At 70.8% G+C, this 15990-nt stretch carries 14 protein-coding genes; 6 read left to right on the forward strand and 8 right to left on the reverse strand.

The window, feature by feature from the left end; all coding sequences use genetic code 11:
• Window positions 1-132 precede the first annotated feature (132 nt).
• Both ACZ6SQ_RS33105 and ACZ6SQ_RS33110 read right to left on the reverse strand, forming a co-directional pair.
• A complete protein-coding gene (locus ACZ6SQ_RS33105) occupies window positions 133-1275 on the reverse strand; it encodes an acyl-CoA dehydrogenase family protein (protein WP_469568666.1) in 1143 nt (380 codons plus the stop codon).
• 101 nt (window positions 1276-1376) lie between these two features.
• Window positions 1377-2189: an SDR family oxidoreductase gene (locus tag ACZ6SQ_RS33110; RefSeq protein WP_469568669.1), complete on the reverse strand. Its 813-nt coding sequence runs from the start codon at window positions 2187-2189 to the stop codon at window positions 1377-1379.
• A 102-nt stretch (window positions 2190-2291) separates the two neighbouring features.
• Here ACZ6SQ_RS33110 and ACZ6SQ_RS33115 point away from each other — a divergent pair, with 102 nt between their 5' ends.
• The 3 genes from ACZ6SQ_RS33115 (at window position 2292) to ACZ6SQ_RS33125 (ending at window position 4469) form a co-directional block, all read left to right on the forward strand.
• Window positions 2292-2477, forward strand: coding sequence for a hypothetical protein (locus tag ACZ6SQ_RS33115; protein WP_469568671.1), 186 nt, complete (start codon window positions 2292-2294; stop codon window positions 2475-2477).
• Window positions 2478-2587: 110 nt separating this feature from the next.
• Complete coding sequence (locus ACZ6SQ_RS33120) at window positions 2588-3589, forward strand: NAD(P)H-dependent flavin oxidoreductase (protein ID WP_469568673.1); 1002 nt, start codon at window positions 2588-2590, stop codon at window positions 3587-3589.
• Between the two features lie 94 nt (window positions 3590-3683).
• Window positions 3684-4469: an enoyl-CoA hydratase/isomerase family protein gene (locus ACZ6SQ_RS33125; protein WP_469568675.1), complete on the forward strand. Its 786-nt coding sequence runs from the start codon at window positions 3684-3686 to the stop codon at window positions 4467-4469.
• 93 nt (window positions 4470-4562) lie between these two features.
• On the opposite strand, the gene ACZ6SQ_RS33130 is transcribed toward ACZ6SQ_RS33125, so the two are convergent.
• Entirely contained in the window at window positions 4563-5246 is a 684-nt protein-coding gene (locus tag ACZ6SQ_RS33130; protein WP_469568678.1) for a TetR/AcrR family transcriptional regulator, read from the reverse strand.
• Between the two features lie 274 nt (window positions 5247-5520).
• Between ACZ6SQ_RS33130 and ACZ6SQ_RS33135 the strand changes: the two genes are divergently transcribed.
• From ACZ6SQ_RS33135 to ACZ6SQ_RS33145, 3 genes are all read left to right on the forward strand, one after another.
• On the forward strand, window positions 5521-6006 hold the full coding sequence (locus tag ACZ6SQ_RS33135; RefSeq protein ID WP_469568788.1) for a gluconokinase: 486 nt from the start codon (window positions 5521-5523) through the stop codon (window positions 6004-6006).
• Between the two features lie 33 nt (window positions 6007-6039).
• Window positions 6040-6987 (forward strand): DUF389 domain-containing protein, encoded by a 948-nt coding sequence (locus tag ACZ6SQ_RS33140; RefSeq protein ID WP_469568680.1) that lies wholly within the window; start codon window positions 6040-6042, stop codon window positions 6985-6987.
• 110 nt (window positions 6988-7097) lie between these two features.
• Window positions 7098-8936 (forward strand): glycoside hydrolase family 15 protein, encoded by a 1839-nt coding sequence (locus ACZ6SQ_RS33145; protein ID WP_469568682.1) that lies wholly within the window; start codon window positions 7098-7100, stop codon window positions 8934-8936.
• A 51-nt stretch (window positions 8937-8987) separates the two neighbouring features.
• Here ACZ6SQ_RS33145 and ACZ6SQ_RS33150 read toward each other — a convergent pair whose 3' ends face one another.
• The 5 genes from ACZ6SQ_RS33150 to ACZ6SQ_RS33170 all read right to left on the reverse strand — a co-directional run bounded on the left by ACZ6SQ_RS33150 (window position 8988) and on the right by ACZ6SQ_RS33170 (window position 15955).
• The gene (locus ACZ6SQ_RS33150; RefSeq protein ID WP_469568684.1) at window positions 8988-10769 is read right to left on the reverse strand and encodes a cation:proton antiporter; all 1782 of its coding nucleotides are present in this window, start codon (window positions 10767-10769) and stop codon (window positions 8988-8990) included.
• A gap of 51 nt (window positions 10770-10820) precedes the next feature.
• Window positions 10821-11852, reverse strand: coding sequence for a cytochrome d ubiquinol oxidase subunit II (locus ACZ6SQ_RS33155; protein WP_469568686.1), 1032 nt, complete (start codon window positions 11850-11852; stop codon window positions 10821-10823).
• Entirely contained in the window at window positions 11849-13342 is a 1494-nt protein-coding gene (locus tag ACZ6SQ_RS33160) for a cytochrome ubiquinol oxidase subunit I (protein ID WP_469568688.1), read from the reverse strand. Before ACZ6SQ_RS33160 ends, ACZ6SQ_RS33155 begins: the two co-directional genes overlap by 4 nt.
• Before the next feature lie 33 nt (window positions 13343-13375).
• Window positions 13376-14215, reverse strand: a complete 840-nt coding sequence (locus tag ACZ6SQ_RS33165) for an SDR family oxidoreductase (RefSeq protein ID WP_469568690.1) — start codon at window positions 14213-14215, stop codon at window positions 13376-13378.
• Window positions 14216-14374: 159 nt separating this feature from the next.
• Window positions 14375-15955, reverse strand: coding sequence for a GMC oxidoreductase (locus ACZ6SQ_RS33170; RefSeq protein ID WP_469568692.1), 1581 nt, complete (start codon window positions 15953-15955; stop codon window positions 14375-14377).
• Between the last annotated feature and the right edge of the window lie 35 nt (window positions 15956-15990).

Below are 15990 nucleotides of genomic sequence, written 5' to 3' on the forward strand. Positions count from 1 at the left end.
GTCGATGGGCTTCGTGCCGTGCAGGGCGCCGTTCGCCTTGCCGCGACCGCGCGGGGTGCGGATCGCGTCGTACACGTACGCTTCGGTGCTCACGTCAGGCTTCCTTTCAAGTGTCCTGTGAGGGATGGGAGTTCAGGTGAGCAGGGAGCGGCCGATGATCTCCTTCATGATCTCGGTCGTCCCGCCGTAGATGGTCTGGATGCGGCCGTCGGTGAACGCCTTGGCGATCGGGTACTCGGTCATGTAGCCGTATCCGCCGTGGAGTTGGAGACAGCGGTCGGCCACCCGCTTCTGGAGCTCGGTCGCCCACCACTTCGCCATCGAGGCGTGGACGGCATCCAGCGAGCCGTTCGCGTGCTCCTCGATGCAGCGGTCGACGAAGGAGCGGGTGACGGCGCACTCGGTGGCCATCTCGGCGATCTCGAAGCGGACGTGCTGGAGCCTCGCCAGCGGGCGGCCGAAGGCCTCGCGCTCCTTCACGTACCGGGTCGTGATCTCCAGCAGCCGTTCCGCACCGGCGACGGCGGCGACCGCGATGGTGATCCGCTCCTGGGCGAGGTTGGTCATCAGGTGCAGGAAGGCACCGTTGAGCTCGCCGAGCAGGTTCTCCTTGGGCACACGGACGTCGTGGAAGAACAACTCGGCCGTGTCCTGGGCCTTCTGGCCGATCTTGTCGAGGTTGCGGCCGCGCTCGAAGCCCGCCATGCCCCGCTCGACCACGAGCAGCGACATCCCGTGCGCCCCGCCCTCCGGAGTGGTCCTGGCGACCACGACCACGAGGTCGGCGTTGATGCCGTTGGAGATGAAGGTCTTGGACCCGTTGAGCACCCAGTGGTCGCCGTGCTCCTCGGCGGTGGTCCGGATGCCCTGGAGGTCGGAGCCGGCGCCGGGCTCGGTCATCGCGATGGCGGTGACGGTCTCACCGTCGCAGAAGCCGGGCAGCCAGCGGCGCTTCTGCTCCTCGGTGGCCAGCGAGGTGAGGTAGGGGCCGATCATGTCGTTGTGCAGGCTGACCGCGAAGCCGGGCACGTACGCGCGGCCGAACTCCTCGGCGAGGACGGCGCTGTAGCGGAAGTCGGTGTTCCCGCCGCCGCCGAACTCCTCGTCGACGGAGAGGCCGAGCAGGCCCTGTCGGCCGGCGGCACGCCAGACCTCGCGGGAGACGATGCCGTCCTTCTCCCACTGCTCGTAGTGGGGCAGCACCTCCTTGGCGAGGAAGGAACGGACGGTCTCTCGGAACGCCTCATGGTCGGCGGTGTAGAGCCGGCGCTTCATACGAAGTACTCCTTGGTGTGGGGAAGAAGTGCGGGTGAGGCCCGGTCACGGGCCACGTCGTCATGGGTGTCAGAACACCGGCGACAAGGACAGAAGCCCCGTCACCGCCCGGCCGACGCGAGGAAACGCCCCGCCTCCTCGATCGCCCGGACGCTCTCCATCGAGCCGCCGCCGTCGCAGGGGATGACCGCGCCGGAGATGTACGCGGCCGCGGAGGACGACAGGAACATCGCCAGATCGGCGATCTCCTCCCGGGTGCCGAAGCGCCCCAGGGGCACGCTCTTCAGCGACCTGTCGCCGTTCGGGTCGTCGCCCGGCGAGAGCCGCGACAGCCCCTCGGTCCCGGCGATCGGCCCGGGCGCGATCGCGTTGACGCGGATGCCCTTGCCGCCCCATTCGAGGGCCAGGACCCGGGTCAGCTGGTCCACGCCCGCCTTCGCGGCGCACACATGTGCCTGGTAGCGCACCGGGATCCAGGCCTGCGGCGCGGTGATGTTGATGACCGAGGCGCCGGGCGCCAGGTGTTCCAGCCCGGCGCGCATCACATGGAACGTGCCGTTCAGGTCGATGTCCACGACGACCTTGAAGCCGTTCGAGGACAGATCTCCCGCCTCGGCGAGGAAGTTCCCGGCCGCGCCGGAGACCAGGATGTCGACGGCGCCCCACTCGGAGCCGACCGCGGCGAAGACCGCGGCGACCGACTCCATGTCGCGGACGTCGGCCACGAAGCCGCGGACCGGACTCCCGTACACGCCGAGTCGCTCGACCGCCGCGTCGACGTTGCCCTGCTTGCGACTGGCCACCGCCACCCTGGCGCCCCGCGCGGCGAAGGCCTCGGCGACGGCGAGATTGATCCCGGTCGTCCCTCCGAAGACCACGGCGGTCTTGTCACTGAAATCGAACCGTATGTCCATGCGCATAACTCCCTGAGGCGGGTGTTCCGATGTGAAACCGCCGCACCGGTCGTCGGCGCGCTGCGGTGACGGAAGACTCAGTCAACCTGACAAAATAGTCAAGTGCTGGAAGCCCTGCCCTCGGCGCAGACGACGGCCACCCCTCGACGCGCGGCGGAAGAGGCGCTGAACTGGGCGGCAACCAGAACCCAGAGCGAGTGGGCGGCGCGGGACGGCGGCCAGGCCGCGCGACCCACTGTGATCATCACCTCAGTCGACAAAATTGTCAGACCCAAGCCCTTGAAGTGATTGTGCAACGAGTTGCACAATCACTTTCGTACCCCTCGGCGAGGGCGTCGCGCCCGAGTCGGCTCACCGCTCCCGCCCAAGGCCGTCCGAAGACCGCCGAAGGATCTTCCATGCCTCTTCCCCCCGCCCTGTCCCGCCCGCTGACGCTCCCCGTCGTGGGCTCACCGCTGTTCATCGCCTCGGGGCCCGAACTCGTCATCGCCCAGTGCCAGTCGGGCGTGATCGGCTCGTTCCCGGCGCTCAACGCCCGGCCGGCGGCGCTCCTGTCCGACTGGCTGGACCGCATCACGGAGGAGAACGCCTCCTACGCGGCCGCCCACCCCGAAGCCGTCGTGGCCCCCTTCGCGGTGAACCAGATCGTGCACCGCTCCAACGACCGCCTGGAGCACGACATGGAGGTGATCGTGAAGCACCGGGTGCCGATCGTGATCACCTCACTCGGGGCGCGGCCCGAGATCAACGACGCCGTGCACTCCTACGGCGGCGTCGTCCTGCACGACGTCACCACGAACGAGTTCGCGCACAAGGCCGTCGACAAGGGCGCCGACGGTGTCATCGCCGTGGCAGCGGGCGCCGGCGGCCACGCGGGGACACAGTCGCCCTTCGCCCTCGTCCAGGAGATCCGCGCCTGGTTCGACGGACCGCTGCTGATGTCCGGCGCCATCGCCCACGGCCGCTCGATCCTGGCCGCCCTGGCCGCCGGCGCCGACCTGGCGTACGTCGGATCGGCCTTCCTCTCGACCGTCGAGGCCGACACGACCGCCGCCTACAAGCAGATGATCGTCGACAGCACCGCCAAGGACATCGTCTACAGCAACCTGTTCACCGGCATCCACGGCAACTACCTGCGCGGCAGCATCGCCGCCGCCGGACTCGACCCCGACGACCTGCCCGAGTCCGACCCCTCCGCCATGGACTTCGGCTCCGGCGGCAACACCGAGGCCCGTGCCTGGAAGGACATCTGGGGCTCCGGCCAGGGCATCGGCGCCGTCGAACGGACCACGACGGTCACCGGCCTGGTCGCCCGGTTCAAGGAGCAGTACGACGACGCCGTACTCGCGCTCACGGCGAAGACCGCCCCCTACCGGGCGGCCACCACTCACACCGTCTGAAGCACTCCCCCGTCCGCGCCCGCACGGCCGCCCGCCACGAAGCCCCGGCGGCCGGAGCGGCCCGGGCCGCCCGCGAATCCAGAAAGGGCCCCCCTTGTCGAACTCACCCGTCCTCACGCACTCCGAGGGCAACGTCCGGACGATCCGGATCAACCGCCCCGACCGGCTGAACAGCCTCGATCTCGACACCAGGACACGACTGCTGGCGGCACTGAAGGAGGCGGCCGACGAGCCGGACGTCCGGGCCGTGGTGCTCACCGGCACCGGCCGGGCCTTCTGTGTCGGCCAAGACCTCCAGGAAGCCGAGTCCCTGCCGGACGGCCCGGCCATGGGGCAGGCGGTCCGCGAGCAGTACGCCCCGCTCGTGCGGGCCCTCGTCACGATGCCCAAGCCCGTGATCGCCGCGGTGAACGGCGTCGCCGCCGGCGGCGGCATGGCTCTGGCACTCGCCTGCGACCTGCGCATAGCCGCGACGTCCGCGATGTTCACGACAGCCTTCGCGGGCATCGCCCTGTCCTGCGACACCGGCATCTCCTGGACCCTGCCGCGCATCGTCGGCCGGGCGGCGGCACTCGACCTGCTGCTGCGCCCCCGGGTGATCGGCTCCGCCGAGGCCCTGGAACTGGGGATCGTGGGCGAGGTCGTCCCCGACGAGACCCTGGAGGTCCGTGTCCGCGAGGACGCGGCGGGCCTCGCCGCCGGGCCGACGCTCGCGCTCGCCGCCATCAAGGCCTCGGTCGGCCTCGCCTCCGAGTCGACCCTCGACGAGGCCCTCGAACACGAGGCGGCGCAGATCGCGCTCACCGGCGCGACCCAGGACCACCGGAACGCGGTGCGCGCCTTCCTGGCCAAGCGGAAGCCGTCCTTCGAAGGCCGTTGACGCCGTGGACGCGGCGGACCCGCGCCCTTCAGCCCCGCGCTGCTCCGGCGGAAGCCGCCGTGTCCGGCGTCCACGCCCCGTCCGGCGCGCCCTTCAGCCCGACGCGGCTCCGCCGGAAGCCGCCGTGTCCGGCGTCCACCCCTCGTCCGGCGCGCCCCTCAGACCGATCGCGGCGGCCCACAGACGGGAGAGGTGGTCGACGACCGCGTCCTCGTCGTACGCCTCGGCCAGCGTGTCGATGACGTGGCCGACCTGTTCGACCATCGACCCGAGCGCGATGGCCGTCAGCCGGGGATCCAGACGCGGGTTCGCGAGACCGGCCTCCTGGAGTCGTCTGATGCCCTCCGTACTGCGGCTCACGTACAGCTCACGGATCTCCAGAACCGTCCGGCGCAGCCCCTCGTCCGCGACCGCTCCCTGGTCCACGACCCGCATCACCTTCGACGCCTGGTCCCAGGCGCGCAGATACCTGCGGTTCGACTCCACGAGCCGGGTGTATGGGTCGTCGGTGGTGTCCGGCGGAACCAGGCTCGACGTGAACATCTCACCGGCGACCGACCGCAGCACGTTGTGCAGCAGGTCTTCCTTCGACTCGAAGTACGTGTAGAACGTGCCGTACGAGACGCCCGCCGTCTGCGCCACGGACTCCGGGGTGAAGCCCGACCATCCGTGGCGTTCCAGTACCTCGCGGCCCGCGAGGATCAGCCCCTCGCGGGTACGCCGGCCGCGCAGGGTGGTCGGCGGCTTCGGGGCGGACTTGGTCCTCGGACGTCCCATGCGAACCATCATGGCATGTCCCGAGCGAGCCTCTGACGTGGCGTTCTCCTGCCCTCGCACCCGAGGGCCGCGCCGTACCGGGCAGCGGGATCCCGTGAGCGGGAACGCACGCGACAGGTCCCGCGACGAGTCCCGCGACGGAACGGCACCGCAAGCGCCGCCCGGGGCTGCGGGCCATAGTGGACGCGTACCGAGGCAGGCAGACAGGCAGCACCGTCGGCTCGTGGAGGGGTTTGTGACCGCGCTGGTCCGAGGTCAGCGGATCGTCGTCGTCATGGGTGTGTCGGCGTCCGGGAAATCCACGGTCGCCGCACGGCTGGCGCGACGCCTCGGGGTGCCGTTCATGGAGGGCGACGATCTGCATCCCGCCGCCAACCGCGCCAAGATGGCGTCCGGGCGTCCGCTCGACGACTCCGACCGCGGTCCGTGGCTGGCGGCCCTCGCCGAGTGGGTCCGCGCGGCCGCCGATGACCGGGGCGGAGTCCTCTCCTGTTCGGCCCTCAAACGCGCCTATCGCGACCGGCTGCGCGACACGGGCGCGAACCTGTACTTCGTCTACCTGGCCCTCGACCACCGGCTGGCGGCACAGCGCATCGCCCGCAGGCAGGGTCACTTCATGCCGCCGGCGCTGCTGGACTCCCAGTACGCGATCCTCCAGCCGCTCCAGTCCGACGAGCCGGGCGTGACCGTCGACGGATCGGGCAGCCCGGAGCAGATCCTGACGATGGTGGTGCGGGACCTGGCCGGGCCGGCCGGGTAGCGGGACCGCGGCCGCCGGATCATGCTGCGGCTCATGGAACTGGTCCACCTCCGCATGGTGATGCCGCCCTCGGTCACCGGCCCGGCCCTCGGCCTGCTCGCCGCGCACGACGGCGTGCTGAACCTGGTGGTGGTGAGGGCGGGTCACCTTCCCGAGGGCGACGCGGTGGAGTGCGATGTGGTGCGGGGAGCCGCCGACGAACTGCTGGGGCGACTGCGCGCGCTGGGGGTCGACCGTACGGGGTCCATCGCCGTGGAACAGGTCGGCCTGATCCTCTCGCGCCGCGCCGAGGATGCCGTGAGCGAGCAGCCCCGGGCGCTGGCGAACGCGCCGCTGTGGGCCGGGGTCGAGGCGAGGATCCGGGCGGAGACCACCTACCCGCCGTCCTTCTACCTGTTCCTGGTCGTCGCCGGGATCATCGGTTCGGTCGGCATCATGACGAACTCGCAGATCCTTATCGTGGCGGCGATGGTGGTCGGCCCCGAGTACCACGCTATCGCCGGCGTCGCGCTCGGTCTGGACCGCCGCGGCCGCCGCAGGGTCGTCGAGGGGCTCCGCGCGCTGGGCGCCGGATTCGCCCTGGCCATCGTGGTCACGTTCGGCTTCGCGGTGCTGTCCCGTGCGGCGGACCTCCAGTCGCGGGCCTTCGAGCTGGGGCTGCGGCCCGTCTCCCATCTCATCGACTCCCCCGACTTCTTCTCCGTCGTCGTCGCCTTCCTCGCCGGCATCGTGGGGATCGTCTCGCTCACGGAGGCGCGCGGCGGTGCGCTGCTGGGTGTCTTCATCTCCGTGACGACCATTCCCGCCGCCTCGGACATCGCGGTCTCGCTGGCCTTCGCCGACTGGGACCAGGCCCGCGGTTCGCTGATTCAGCTCCTGCTGAACGTGGTCGTCCTGGTGGTCGTCGGTGTCCTCACGCTGCGTGTTCAACGGTGGATGTGGAGCCGGGCGGCCGGCAGGGCGGCCCGGTCCCGGCCGTGACGTGGGCGGGGGGCTGGGTCCGGCCGTTCCCCGCGCGCCGTCGCGGACCCCCCGTCGTACGCTGAGCCGGGGGGGCGTTCGGGTGAATGGACACCGGAAGGGCTCCCCCGATGGACGAATACCCCCTCATCGAGGACCACGGCCTCGTCGGAGATCTGCAGACCGCCGCACTGGTCACCACCGACGGCTGTGTCGACTGGTTCTGCGCTCCCCGCTTCGACTCGCCCAGCGTGTTCGGGGCGCTCCTGGACAAGGACAAGGGCGGGCACTGCACGGTCCGCCCGGTGCACCACGCCTACGCGACGAAGCAGTTGTACCTGCCCGACACCGCGATCCTGGTGACCCGCTTCATGACCGAGGCGGGCGCGGGTGAGGTGCTCGACTTCATGCCCGTGACCGGCACGACGGTCACCGAGAGTCACCGTCTGGTGCGTATGGTCCGCTGTGTGCGCGGCAGGATGACCTTCGAGGTGGAGGTGGCCCCGCGCTTCGACTACGGGCGCCGGCCGCACCGCGTGCACATCTCCGGGCACGGCGCCCTCTTCACCGCGGACGACGGCTCCGAGCTCGCCGTGCACCCCATCCGCGAGCCGAGCGACGAGCGCGTACTGCAACTGCTGCCCGACCGCCGGGATGCCCTGCACTTCACCCTCACCCTGGAGGCGGGGCAGGAGCGCGGACTGGCGCTGGAGTGGGCGCCCGGCGGACCGCCGCGGGACATCCGGCTGGCCGAGTACCGGGAGCTGTTCGACGAGACGGTGCTGTTCTGGCGTTCCTGGCTGCGGCAGTCGCGCTACCAGGGCCGCTGGCGCGAGACCGTGGAACGCTCGGCGATCACCCTGAAGCTGATGACCTTCGCGCCGACCGGTGCCGTGGTGGCCGCCCCGACGGCCGGCCTGCCCGAGCAACTGGGCGGCGAGCGCAACTGGGACTACCGGTTCACCTGGATCCGTGACGCGTCCTTCTCCGTGTACGCCCTGCTGGGACTGGGGTTCACGGAAGAGGCGAAGGCGTTCACCCAATGGCTCGCCGACCGTGTCAAGGAGCGCGCGGGAAGCGCCGGCGACACCGGCCCCCTGAACATCATGTACCGCGTGGACGGCTCCTCGGACCTGGTCGAGGAGACCCTCGACCACTGGGAGGGCTACGCGGGTTCGGCCCCTGTGCGCATCGGCAACGGCGCCGCCGAACAGCTCCAGCTGGACATCTACGGCGAGGCCCTCGACAGCATCTACTTCGCGCACCGGCACGGCCTCCAGGTGGGACACCGCGGCTGGAACGCGCTCCAGACCAATCTGGACTGGCTGGTGGACCACTGGGACCAGGCCGAGGAAGGGCTCTGGGAGACGCGCGGCGGCCGGCAGCACTTCACGTACGGCCGCGTCATGTCCTGGGTGGCCTTCGACCGCGCCCTGCGCCTGGCGGAGTCCAACGGCCGCCCCGCCGCCGCCGACCGCTGGCGGGTCGCACGCGACGACTGCTACGAGCAGGTCATGGCCAAGGGCTGGAGCGAGGCCCGTCAGGCGTTCGTCCAGCACTACGGCAACGACGTCCTCGACTCCTCCATGCTGCGCATGGCGACAGTCGGGTTCATCACCCCCGACGACCCCTTGTGGACGTCGACGCTGGCCGCCATGGAGGAGGAACTGGTCAGCGACAGCCTGGTCTACCGGTACAACCCGGAGGCCTCGCCCGACGGCCTGCGCGGTTCCGAGGGCACCTTCTCCCTGTGCACCTTCATGTACGTCGACGCCCTGGCCCGCGCGGGCCAGACGGACAAGGCGCGGCTGGTGCTGGAGAAGATGATGGGGTACGCCAACCATCTGGGGCTGTACTCCGAGGAGATCGACCCGACGGGCCGTCAACTCGGCAACTTCCCGCAGGCGTTCACCCATCTGGCTCTCATCGACGCGGCCATCACCCTGGACGCCGCCCTCAACCGCTCCTAGACACCTCGAGTCCGGACGTCACGGCGTACCGACGTCCTGTTCGCCCTGACGTCAGTGCGCCGAGTCCGTGGCCGGTGCCGGGCTCAGCAGGACGAGCGTGTCGCCCTCGCCCGGGGCGACCGGCCGCCCCGCGGTGACGGGTTCCAGCCGGCCGTCACCGCGTACCACGAAGACCGTCTCGTAGCCGGGCTCGGACGGCTCGGACGCCCGGCGCACCTGGAAGCGGGCGCCCTGCTCGTGACGGGCCGCCAGGGCGTGGCGGACGAGGGCGCGGCCGAAGAGGATCTCGTCGGCGGTACCGGCGGTGTAGGGGGCCACCACGCCCGGGACGTCGGGCGGTGGCCCGATCCGGTAGACGGGGCCGTCGACGCTGTCGCGCAGCACGACCGAGACGAGGGCGTTGAAGTCGTCGTCGTCGGTCAGCAGGAAGACCGAGGTGACCCCCTCCAGCCGCGCCTGCGGATCGGTCGCCACCGTCATGAGTTCGCCGGACGCCAGCTCCAGGCCCGCCGCCTCGATGCGGGCACGCCCCCGCTCGGTCCCCGCCCACATCAGCACCTCCAGTCCGGCGGCGCGCAGTGCCTCGGCGAGGTCGACGACCCAGGGCTCGTCGCCCAGGAGCAGCGGCCGGGCGCGCGAGGGGCGCACCACGCCCAGCCGGGTCGCCACCGGTCTGGCGGTCAGGCCGTAGACGACGACCGTTCCGACGATCACCAGGAAGGTCACCGGGAGGATCTTGTCGGCGTCGCGCAGTCCGTCGGCGGCGAGGGCGGCCGAGAAGGTGGTGGCCGTGGAGGCGGCGACGATGCCGCGCGGCGCCATCCAGCCGATGAAGGCACGTTCCCGGCCGGACAGTTCCGTTCTGAGCGTGGACAGCCACGCGATCGCGGGCCTGACCACCAGCACCAGTGCCCCGACCAGCGCCGCGGTGGGCAGCAGCACCGGGACTAGGGAACTGGGCGTCACCGTGGAGGAGATGGAGATGAACAGCAGGCCGATGATCAGCTGAACCAGCGTCTCGAAGAACGGCCGCCGCACGGGCATGTCGAAGCCGGGCAGGTTGGCCACGATCAGCCCCATGAGGATCGCGGCGATCAGCCCGGTGTCGTCGTACAGCGCGTCGCAGCAGGCGGCGACCACCACGACGGCGGCCAGTTGGGCCAGGGTGCCGAGGGTCTCGCCCAGGCGCAGCACCCGCAGGGTGAACCACAGCAGCACGGCGCCGACCGCGCCGCCCGCGAGCCCGACCAGGACACTGCCGAGGAACGCGCCGAGGCGGAAGTGACCGGTCTGGAGGCCTCCGGCGACGATGGAGTGGAAGACGACGGCGCCGAGGATGCCCCCGACGGCGTCGATCAGGGACCCCTCCCAGACCAGCACGCGACGCACCTTGTCCGAGGGTCTGACGTGCTCGAGCAGCGGGCCGACCACGGTCGGCCCGGACACCACGAGGATCACCCCGATCATGCTGGCCACGGCCGCCGGGATCCCGTACAGGGCCGGGCCCAGCAGCATCACCGCCGCCCAGGTGAGCGCCACCTGGAACAGCAGCAGCCGGACCACGGTGTGCCGGATCGCGCCCTTGAGCAGCCGCAGGTCCAGGCCGAGGCCGGCGTCGTAGAGGATGAGCGCCACCGACAGCGACACGAGGGGCGAGAAGTCGGGTCCCACCAGCCGGTCCGGGTGGATGACATCCGTGAGGGCTCCGGCGGTGAACCCGGCCGGGAGGAGCACGATCAGGGCCGGGATCCGCAGCCGGCCGGCGAGGATCTGGGAGCCGACGGCGAGCGCGACGGTCAGGGCCATGCCGAGCAGGATGTCGTCCTCGCTCATCGCACCCCCCGCCCGCGCCGTGCCGTCGCCGGACCCGGCCCGCCGCGGGACTCACTCACCGCCGCCGCGCCTGAGGTCGGCGTCGGTGAGGCCCTCCAGTTCGCCATGGGTGTCCAGCCAGTACAGCAGGGCGACCGCGGGCATCACCAGGACCAGGGCGACCAGTGTGACCACGCCGAGCCAGCGCAGGGTGGTGTCGGCGCCCGCTCCCTCGGCGACGGTCAGGGAGGTCGGGAGCAGGTACGGCCGCTGCGCCAGCCCCCAGGCGAGGATGGCGCAGGCGACCACACCGACGGCCGTGGTCCGTGACCAGGAGCCGGAAGGACGCAGGAGCAGCCCGGCGGTGGCGAGGGTGCACACGGCCGCCGTCACCGCGAGGAGCAGGCCCAGGCCGTGCGTGAGTCCGTGCCAGACGTGCGGGGCGTCGTCGTGGGCGAAGAACAGCGTGATCACCGCGAGCACGGTGAGCGCGGCGAGCGCGGCCCACGCCCGGCGCCGGAAGTAGCGGTCCAGGTCGGGAGCGTCGAAGCGGCGGGCGTCCGCGGCGAGGAACACCGCCCCGAGCATGGCGGTGCTCGCGACGGCGAGCAGGCCGAACATCACCGGTGTGGGGTGGGCCCAGGCGTCCACCGACGCGGTCGCGTCCGCCGTCACCCGGCCGGACGCCACTCCCCCGGCCGCGACACCGAAGAAGAACGGCGTCAGCAGGGACGAGACGGCGAACGCGGCGCCGTACAGCCGCCGGCCGGCCAGTCGGCGGGAGGGCTTGCGCAGCGCGAATCCCGCGCCGCGCAGCACGATCCCCACGGCGGCCAGCGCCAGCGGCAGCCACATCACCGTGAACAGCCGCTGGAACATCACCGGGAAGCCCGTCCACATGATGACGAGGACGAAGATCAGCCAGACGTTGTTGACCTCCCAGACGGGGGCCATCGCGTGGTCGATGAGCCAGCGGGGCCGCTTGCCGCGCCTGGCGCCGCCGGCGATCAGGTCCCAGAAGCCGGCCCCGTAGTCGGTGCCGCCGCCGCAGGCGTACGCGGCGACGGCCAGCAGCAGGACGACGGCGATGACGTCCGCGATCACGGTCCGTCCTCCGGTGTCGGGGACGGCCTGTCGCCGCCCGGTCCGGTCGGCGCGCCGGACGGCACCGTGGAGCGCGGCCCGTACGGCGTGTCCGTCTCCGGTGAGGGCTCGGGTGTCCCGCCCTCGCGGCGCCCGTCCTGTTCGTCGGCGAGCCGCCAGCGGGTGCGCATCTTCAGCAGCACCACGAGGAACGAGCCGAAGACGCACACATAGACCACGATGACCAGCGCGAACATGATCCACAGAGTGGTGGACCGGGTCGAGGTGACCGCCTCGGCGACACGCATGTTCTGGTAGACGATCCAGGGCTGACGCCCCACCTCGGTGGTGATCCAGCCGCATTCGACGGCGACGACGGAGGCGACACCGGCCCCGGCGGCGCACCGGTAGAACCACGGCGACGCGGGCAGTCGGCGGCGCCGCAGCCACACCAGGCCGTACCACAGGGCCAGCAGCAGCAGGACGGTGCCGATGCCGACCATGATGTCGAAGGCCCAGTGGGTGATGGTCGCCTGGGTCGCCGTCGGCCGTTCGTCGGCGGGGACGGAGGTCAGTCCGGTCACCTTGGTGTCGGGGCGGAAGCCCGCGAGGATGGAGTCCAGCTGCGGGATCTTGATGCCGCCGGAGATGCTGCCGTCGGGGTGGAGGCGCCCGAACAGGTACTCCGGCACATGGGTGTCGGTCTTCCAGACGATCTCCATGGCGGCGAACTTGATCGGCTGCTTGTGGAAGACCTGCCGGGCGATCGAGTCGCCGAGCATGAACTGCACGGGGGTGAAGACCGCGGCGACCGTGAAGGGGATCGTGAAACCGAGCCGGTGATAGTGGTCCCGGCGGCCCCGCAGCCAGCCGACGGCGTACACACCGGCCACGACGTACCCGGCCGTCACCAGCATGGCCACCACGAAGTGCCAGTACTGCGGCCCGAACATGGGCGTGAAGATCGCCTTCCAGATCTCCACGTCGACCGGGTTGCCCTCGGAGTCGAGGCTGAAGCCGCGCGGGGTGTTCATCCACGAGTTGGCGGCCAGGATGCCGAAGGCGCCCAGCAGGGCGGTGGCCGGCAGCGGCAGTCCGAGCAGGAAGTGGGTGCGGGCGGGCAGCCGTCGCCAGCCGTAGAGATAGATCGCGATGAGGACGGCCTCCAGGAAGAAGGCCCAGGCCTCGACACCGAACCCGATCCCGAAGACATCGCCCCATCTGCCCATCAACCCGGGCCACAGCAGCCCGAACTCGAAGGACAGGACGGTGCCGGTGACCACGCCGATGGCGAACTGCACCGCCATCACCGCCGACCAGCGGCGCGCCAGCAGCAGAGCCGTCCGGTCCCCCCGGCGCAGCCCGTACCCGTGCAGGATGAGCGTGATCAGCGGCAGTGCCACGCCGAGCGGCACGAGGATGATGTGGGACGCCAGCGTGAAGGCCATCAGGGATCTGGCCGGGAGCAGTTGTGCCGGCGCGTCGGCCAGCACCTGCAAGGTGCTCTGCATCGGTTTCCGTCCGGGGCTGTCGCGTGTGCCGTGTCAGCCGCCGGTCGCGAAGCCGGGGAAGAGGGTCATCCCGCCGTCCACGTAGATGGTGGTGCCCACGACGTAGTCCATGAGGTCGGAGGCGAGGGCGACGGCGGTGTACGCGATGTCCTCGGGGTCGCCGATACGGTCGTACGGGATCAGCCGCAGCAGGTCCTCGCGGGCGTCGGCGGTCTCCCACGCGTCGCGGTTGATGGGGGTCTTGATGGCGCCGGGGCCGATGGCGTTGACCCGGATCTTCTTCGGCGCGAGTTCCTGGGCGAGGGTCTCCATCATCATCTGCACACCGCCCTTGGAAGCGGCGTAGTTGACGTGCCCGGTCCAGGGGATCATCTGGTGCACGGAACTCATGCAGATGATCTTTCCGGCGGCACGCGACACCTCGGGTACGACCCCGCGCCGCAGGAACTCCTTCGTCGCCTCCCGGGCGCAGAGGAACTGCCCGGTGAGGTTGACGTCGAGGACCTTCTGCCACTGGGCGAGGGTCATCTCGGTGAACGCGGCGTCGCGCTGCATACCGGCGTTGGCCACCAGGATGTCGATGGTGCCGAACTCCCGCACCATCCGGTCCATCATGGCGACGACCTGCTCCTCGTCGGAGACGTCCGCCTGGTAGGCCGCGGCACGCACCCCGAAGGCGGTGATCTCCTCCACCACCTTCTCGGCCTCCTCGGGACCGACGACGTAGTTCACCACGACATCGGCTCCGGCCCGGCCCAGGGCCACGGCCGTGGCCCTGCCGATCCCGGAGTTCGCTCCGGTGACCAGGGCCTTCTGACCCTTGAGCAGATGGATGGGGATCACGTCGCGGGGCGCGCCCTCGGGTGAGCTCACGATGACTTCTCTCCTCCGCTGCGAGGCAGGGTCACCCGGGCAACGGCCCGGTGGTCGGAACCCCCACACCAGCACCGTGGACGCGCGCCCGCGCACGCACGACGGCCCCCGCTGCGCCGACCGGCCCTGGTTCTTCACCCGTTCGGGCCGCCCGGCGCGTCAGCCCAGCCGCTCCAGGAGGTGATCGCCCACCCGGAGGGCGTTGGCCATGGCGGTCAGCGACGGGTTGACCGCCCCGATGCTCGGGAAGAAGCTCGTGTCGACGACGTACAGGTTGTCGACGTCGTGCGCCCTGCAGTGGACGTCCAGGGCGGAGGACGCCGGGTCGGTGCCGAACCGCACCGTGCCGGCCTGGTGCGCGGTGGCGCCGATGGGCATTCCCTTGTGCAGGTAGATGCTGCGCGACAGCAGATGGTGCTCGTGCATCCCGAGCCTGCCGAGCATCTTCTGGAGCTTGTGCCGCAGCCGCCCCAGACCGGCGGTGTTGTTGTTCTCGTCGAGGGTGAGCCGCACCCGGCCGTCGGTGTCCAGGGTGACGCGGTTGCCGGGCAGGGGCAGGTCCTCGCCGCACAGCCAGAAGTCGACGGCGTGGTGGGCCAGGACCTCGAAGGGCATGTCCGGTGTCACCGCGCCGGCCCAGCGCGGGGCCTCGCCGTGGATCTGCTCGGCGTCCGACTTGCCCAGCATCTGGATGCCGCCGAGGGGGTAGTCCCAGTCGTCCGCGCCGAGATACCAGTCGTGCAGGGCCAGGGTCTTCTGGAACTGGGTGTCGTTGGGCTCCCTCGACACGGCCATCAGCGCCAGGTTGTTGTGGCGCATGTAGTGGCGGCCGACCACGCCGGAGCTGTTGGCCAGCCCGTCGGGATGGGCGTCGCCGGCCGAAGCGAGCAGCAGCACGGCCGAGTTGACCGCTCCGCAGGCCACGACGACGACATGGGCCGAGAAGCGGGCCTGCTGCCCGTCCGCGAGCTCGGCGACGACGGCCGTGACGGTACGCCCCGTCGGATCGGTCTCCAGCCGCGTCACCCTCGCATCGGTGATCATCGCCACGTTGGGATGCCTCAACGCCGGTTCCACACAGACCACTTCGGCGTCGGACTTGCCCCGCACGAGACAGGGGAAACCGTCGACGCGGTTGCAGCGGATGCAGACGCTGGTGTGGGTGGCCCCGCCGAGCGCGTTCTGGGTGAGGTCGACTCCGATGGGCAGATGGAAGGGGTGCAGTCCCTGCTTCTCCAGGTCGTCGCTCAACTGCTGGATGCGCGGCTCGTGTTCGACCGGAGGGTGGGCGTACTGCTCGCCCCACGCCCCTTCCCAGGGGTCCTCGCCGTGCCTGCCGTGCACCCGGTAGAGGTGTTCCGCCTGGGTGTAGTAAGGCTCCAGATCCTCGTAACGGATGGGCCAGGCCGGGGAGACGCCGTCGTGGTGACGCAGCTCCCCGAAGTCCTCCGGGCGCAGCCGGAACAGTGCAGCGCCGTAGAACTTGGTGTTGCCGCCGACGTAGTAGTTGACCTCGGGCGGGAACTCGTTGCCGTGCTTGTCGAGCCAGAACTCCGGCGCCCGGTACTTACCCCTGACGAACACGGCCGTGGAGTCCCAGTTGTCCCGCTCGCGGGGCAGGTAGCCGCCTCGTTCGAGGACGAGGACGCGCTTGCCGGAGGGGGCGAGGCGGTGAGCGAGCGTTCCCCCGCCGGCACCGGTGCCGATGATGATGACGTCGTACTGGGGGGCGTCGGCCATGACGACCACCGTCCTTGCTGGCTCGGTCCACTGCC

It is taken from the genome of Streptomyces sp. NPDC048600 (genome assembly GCF_055587025.1).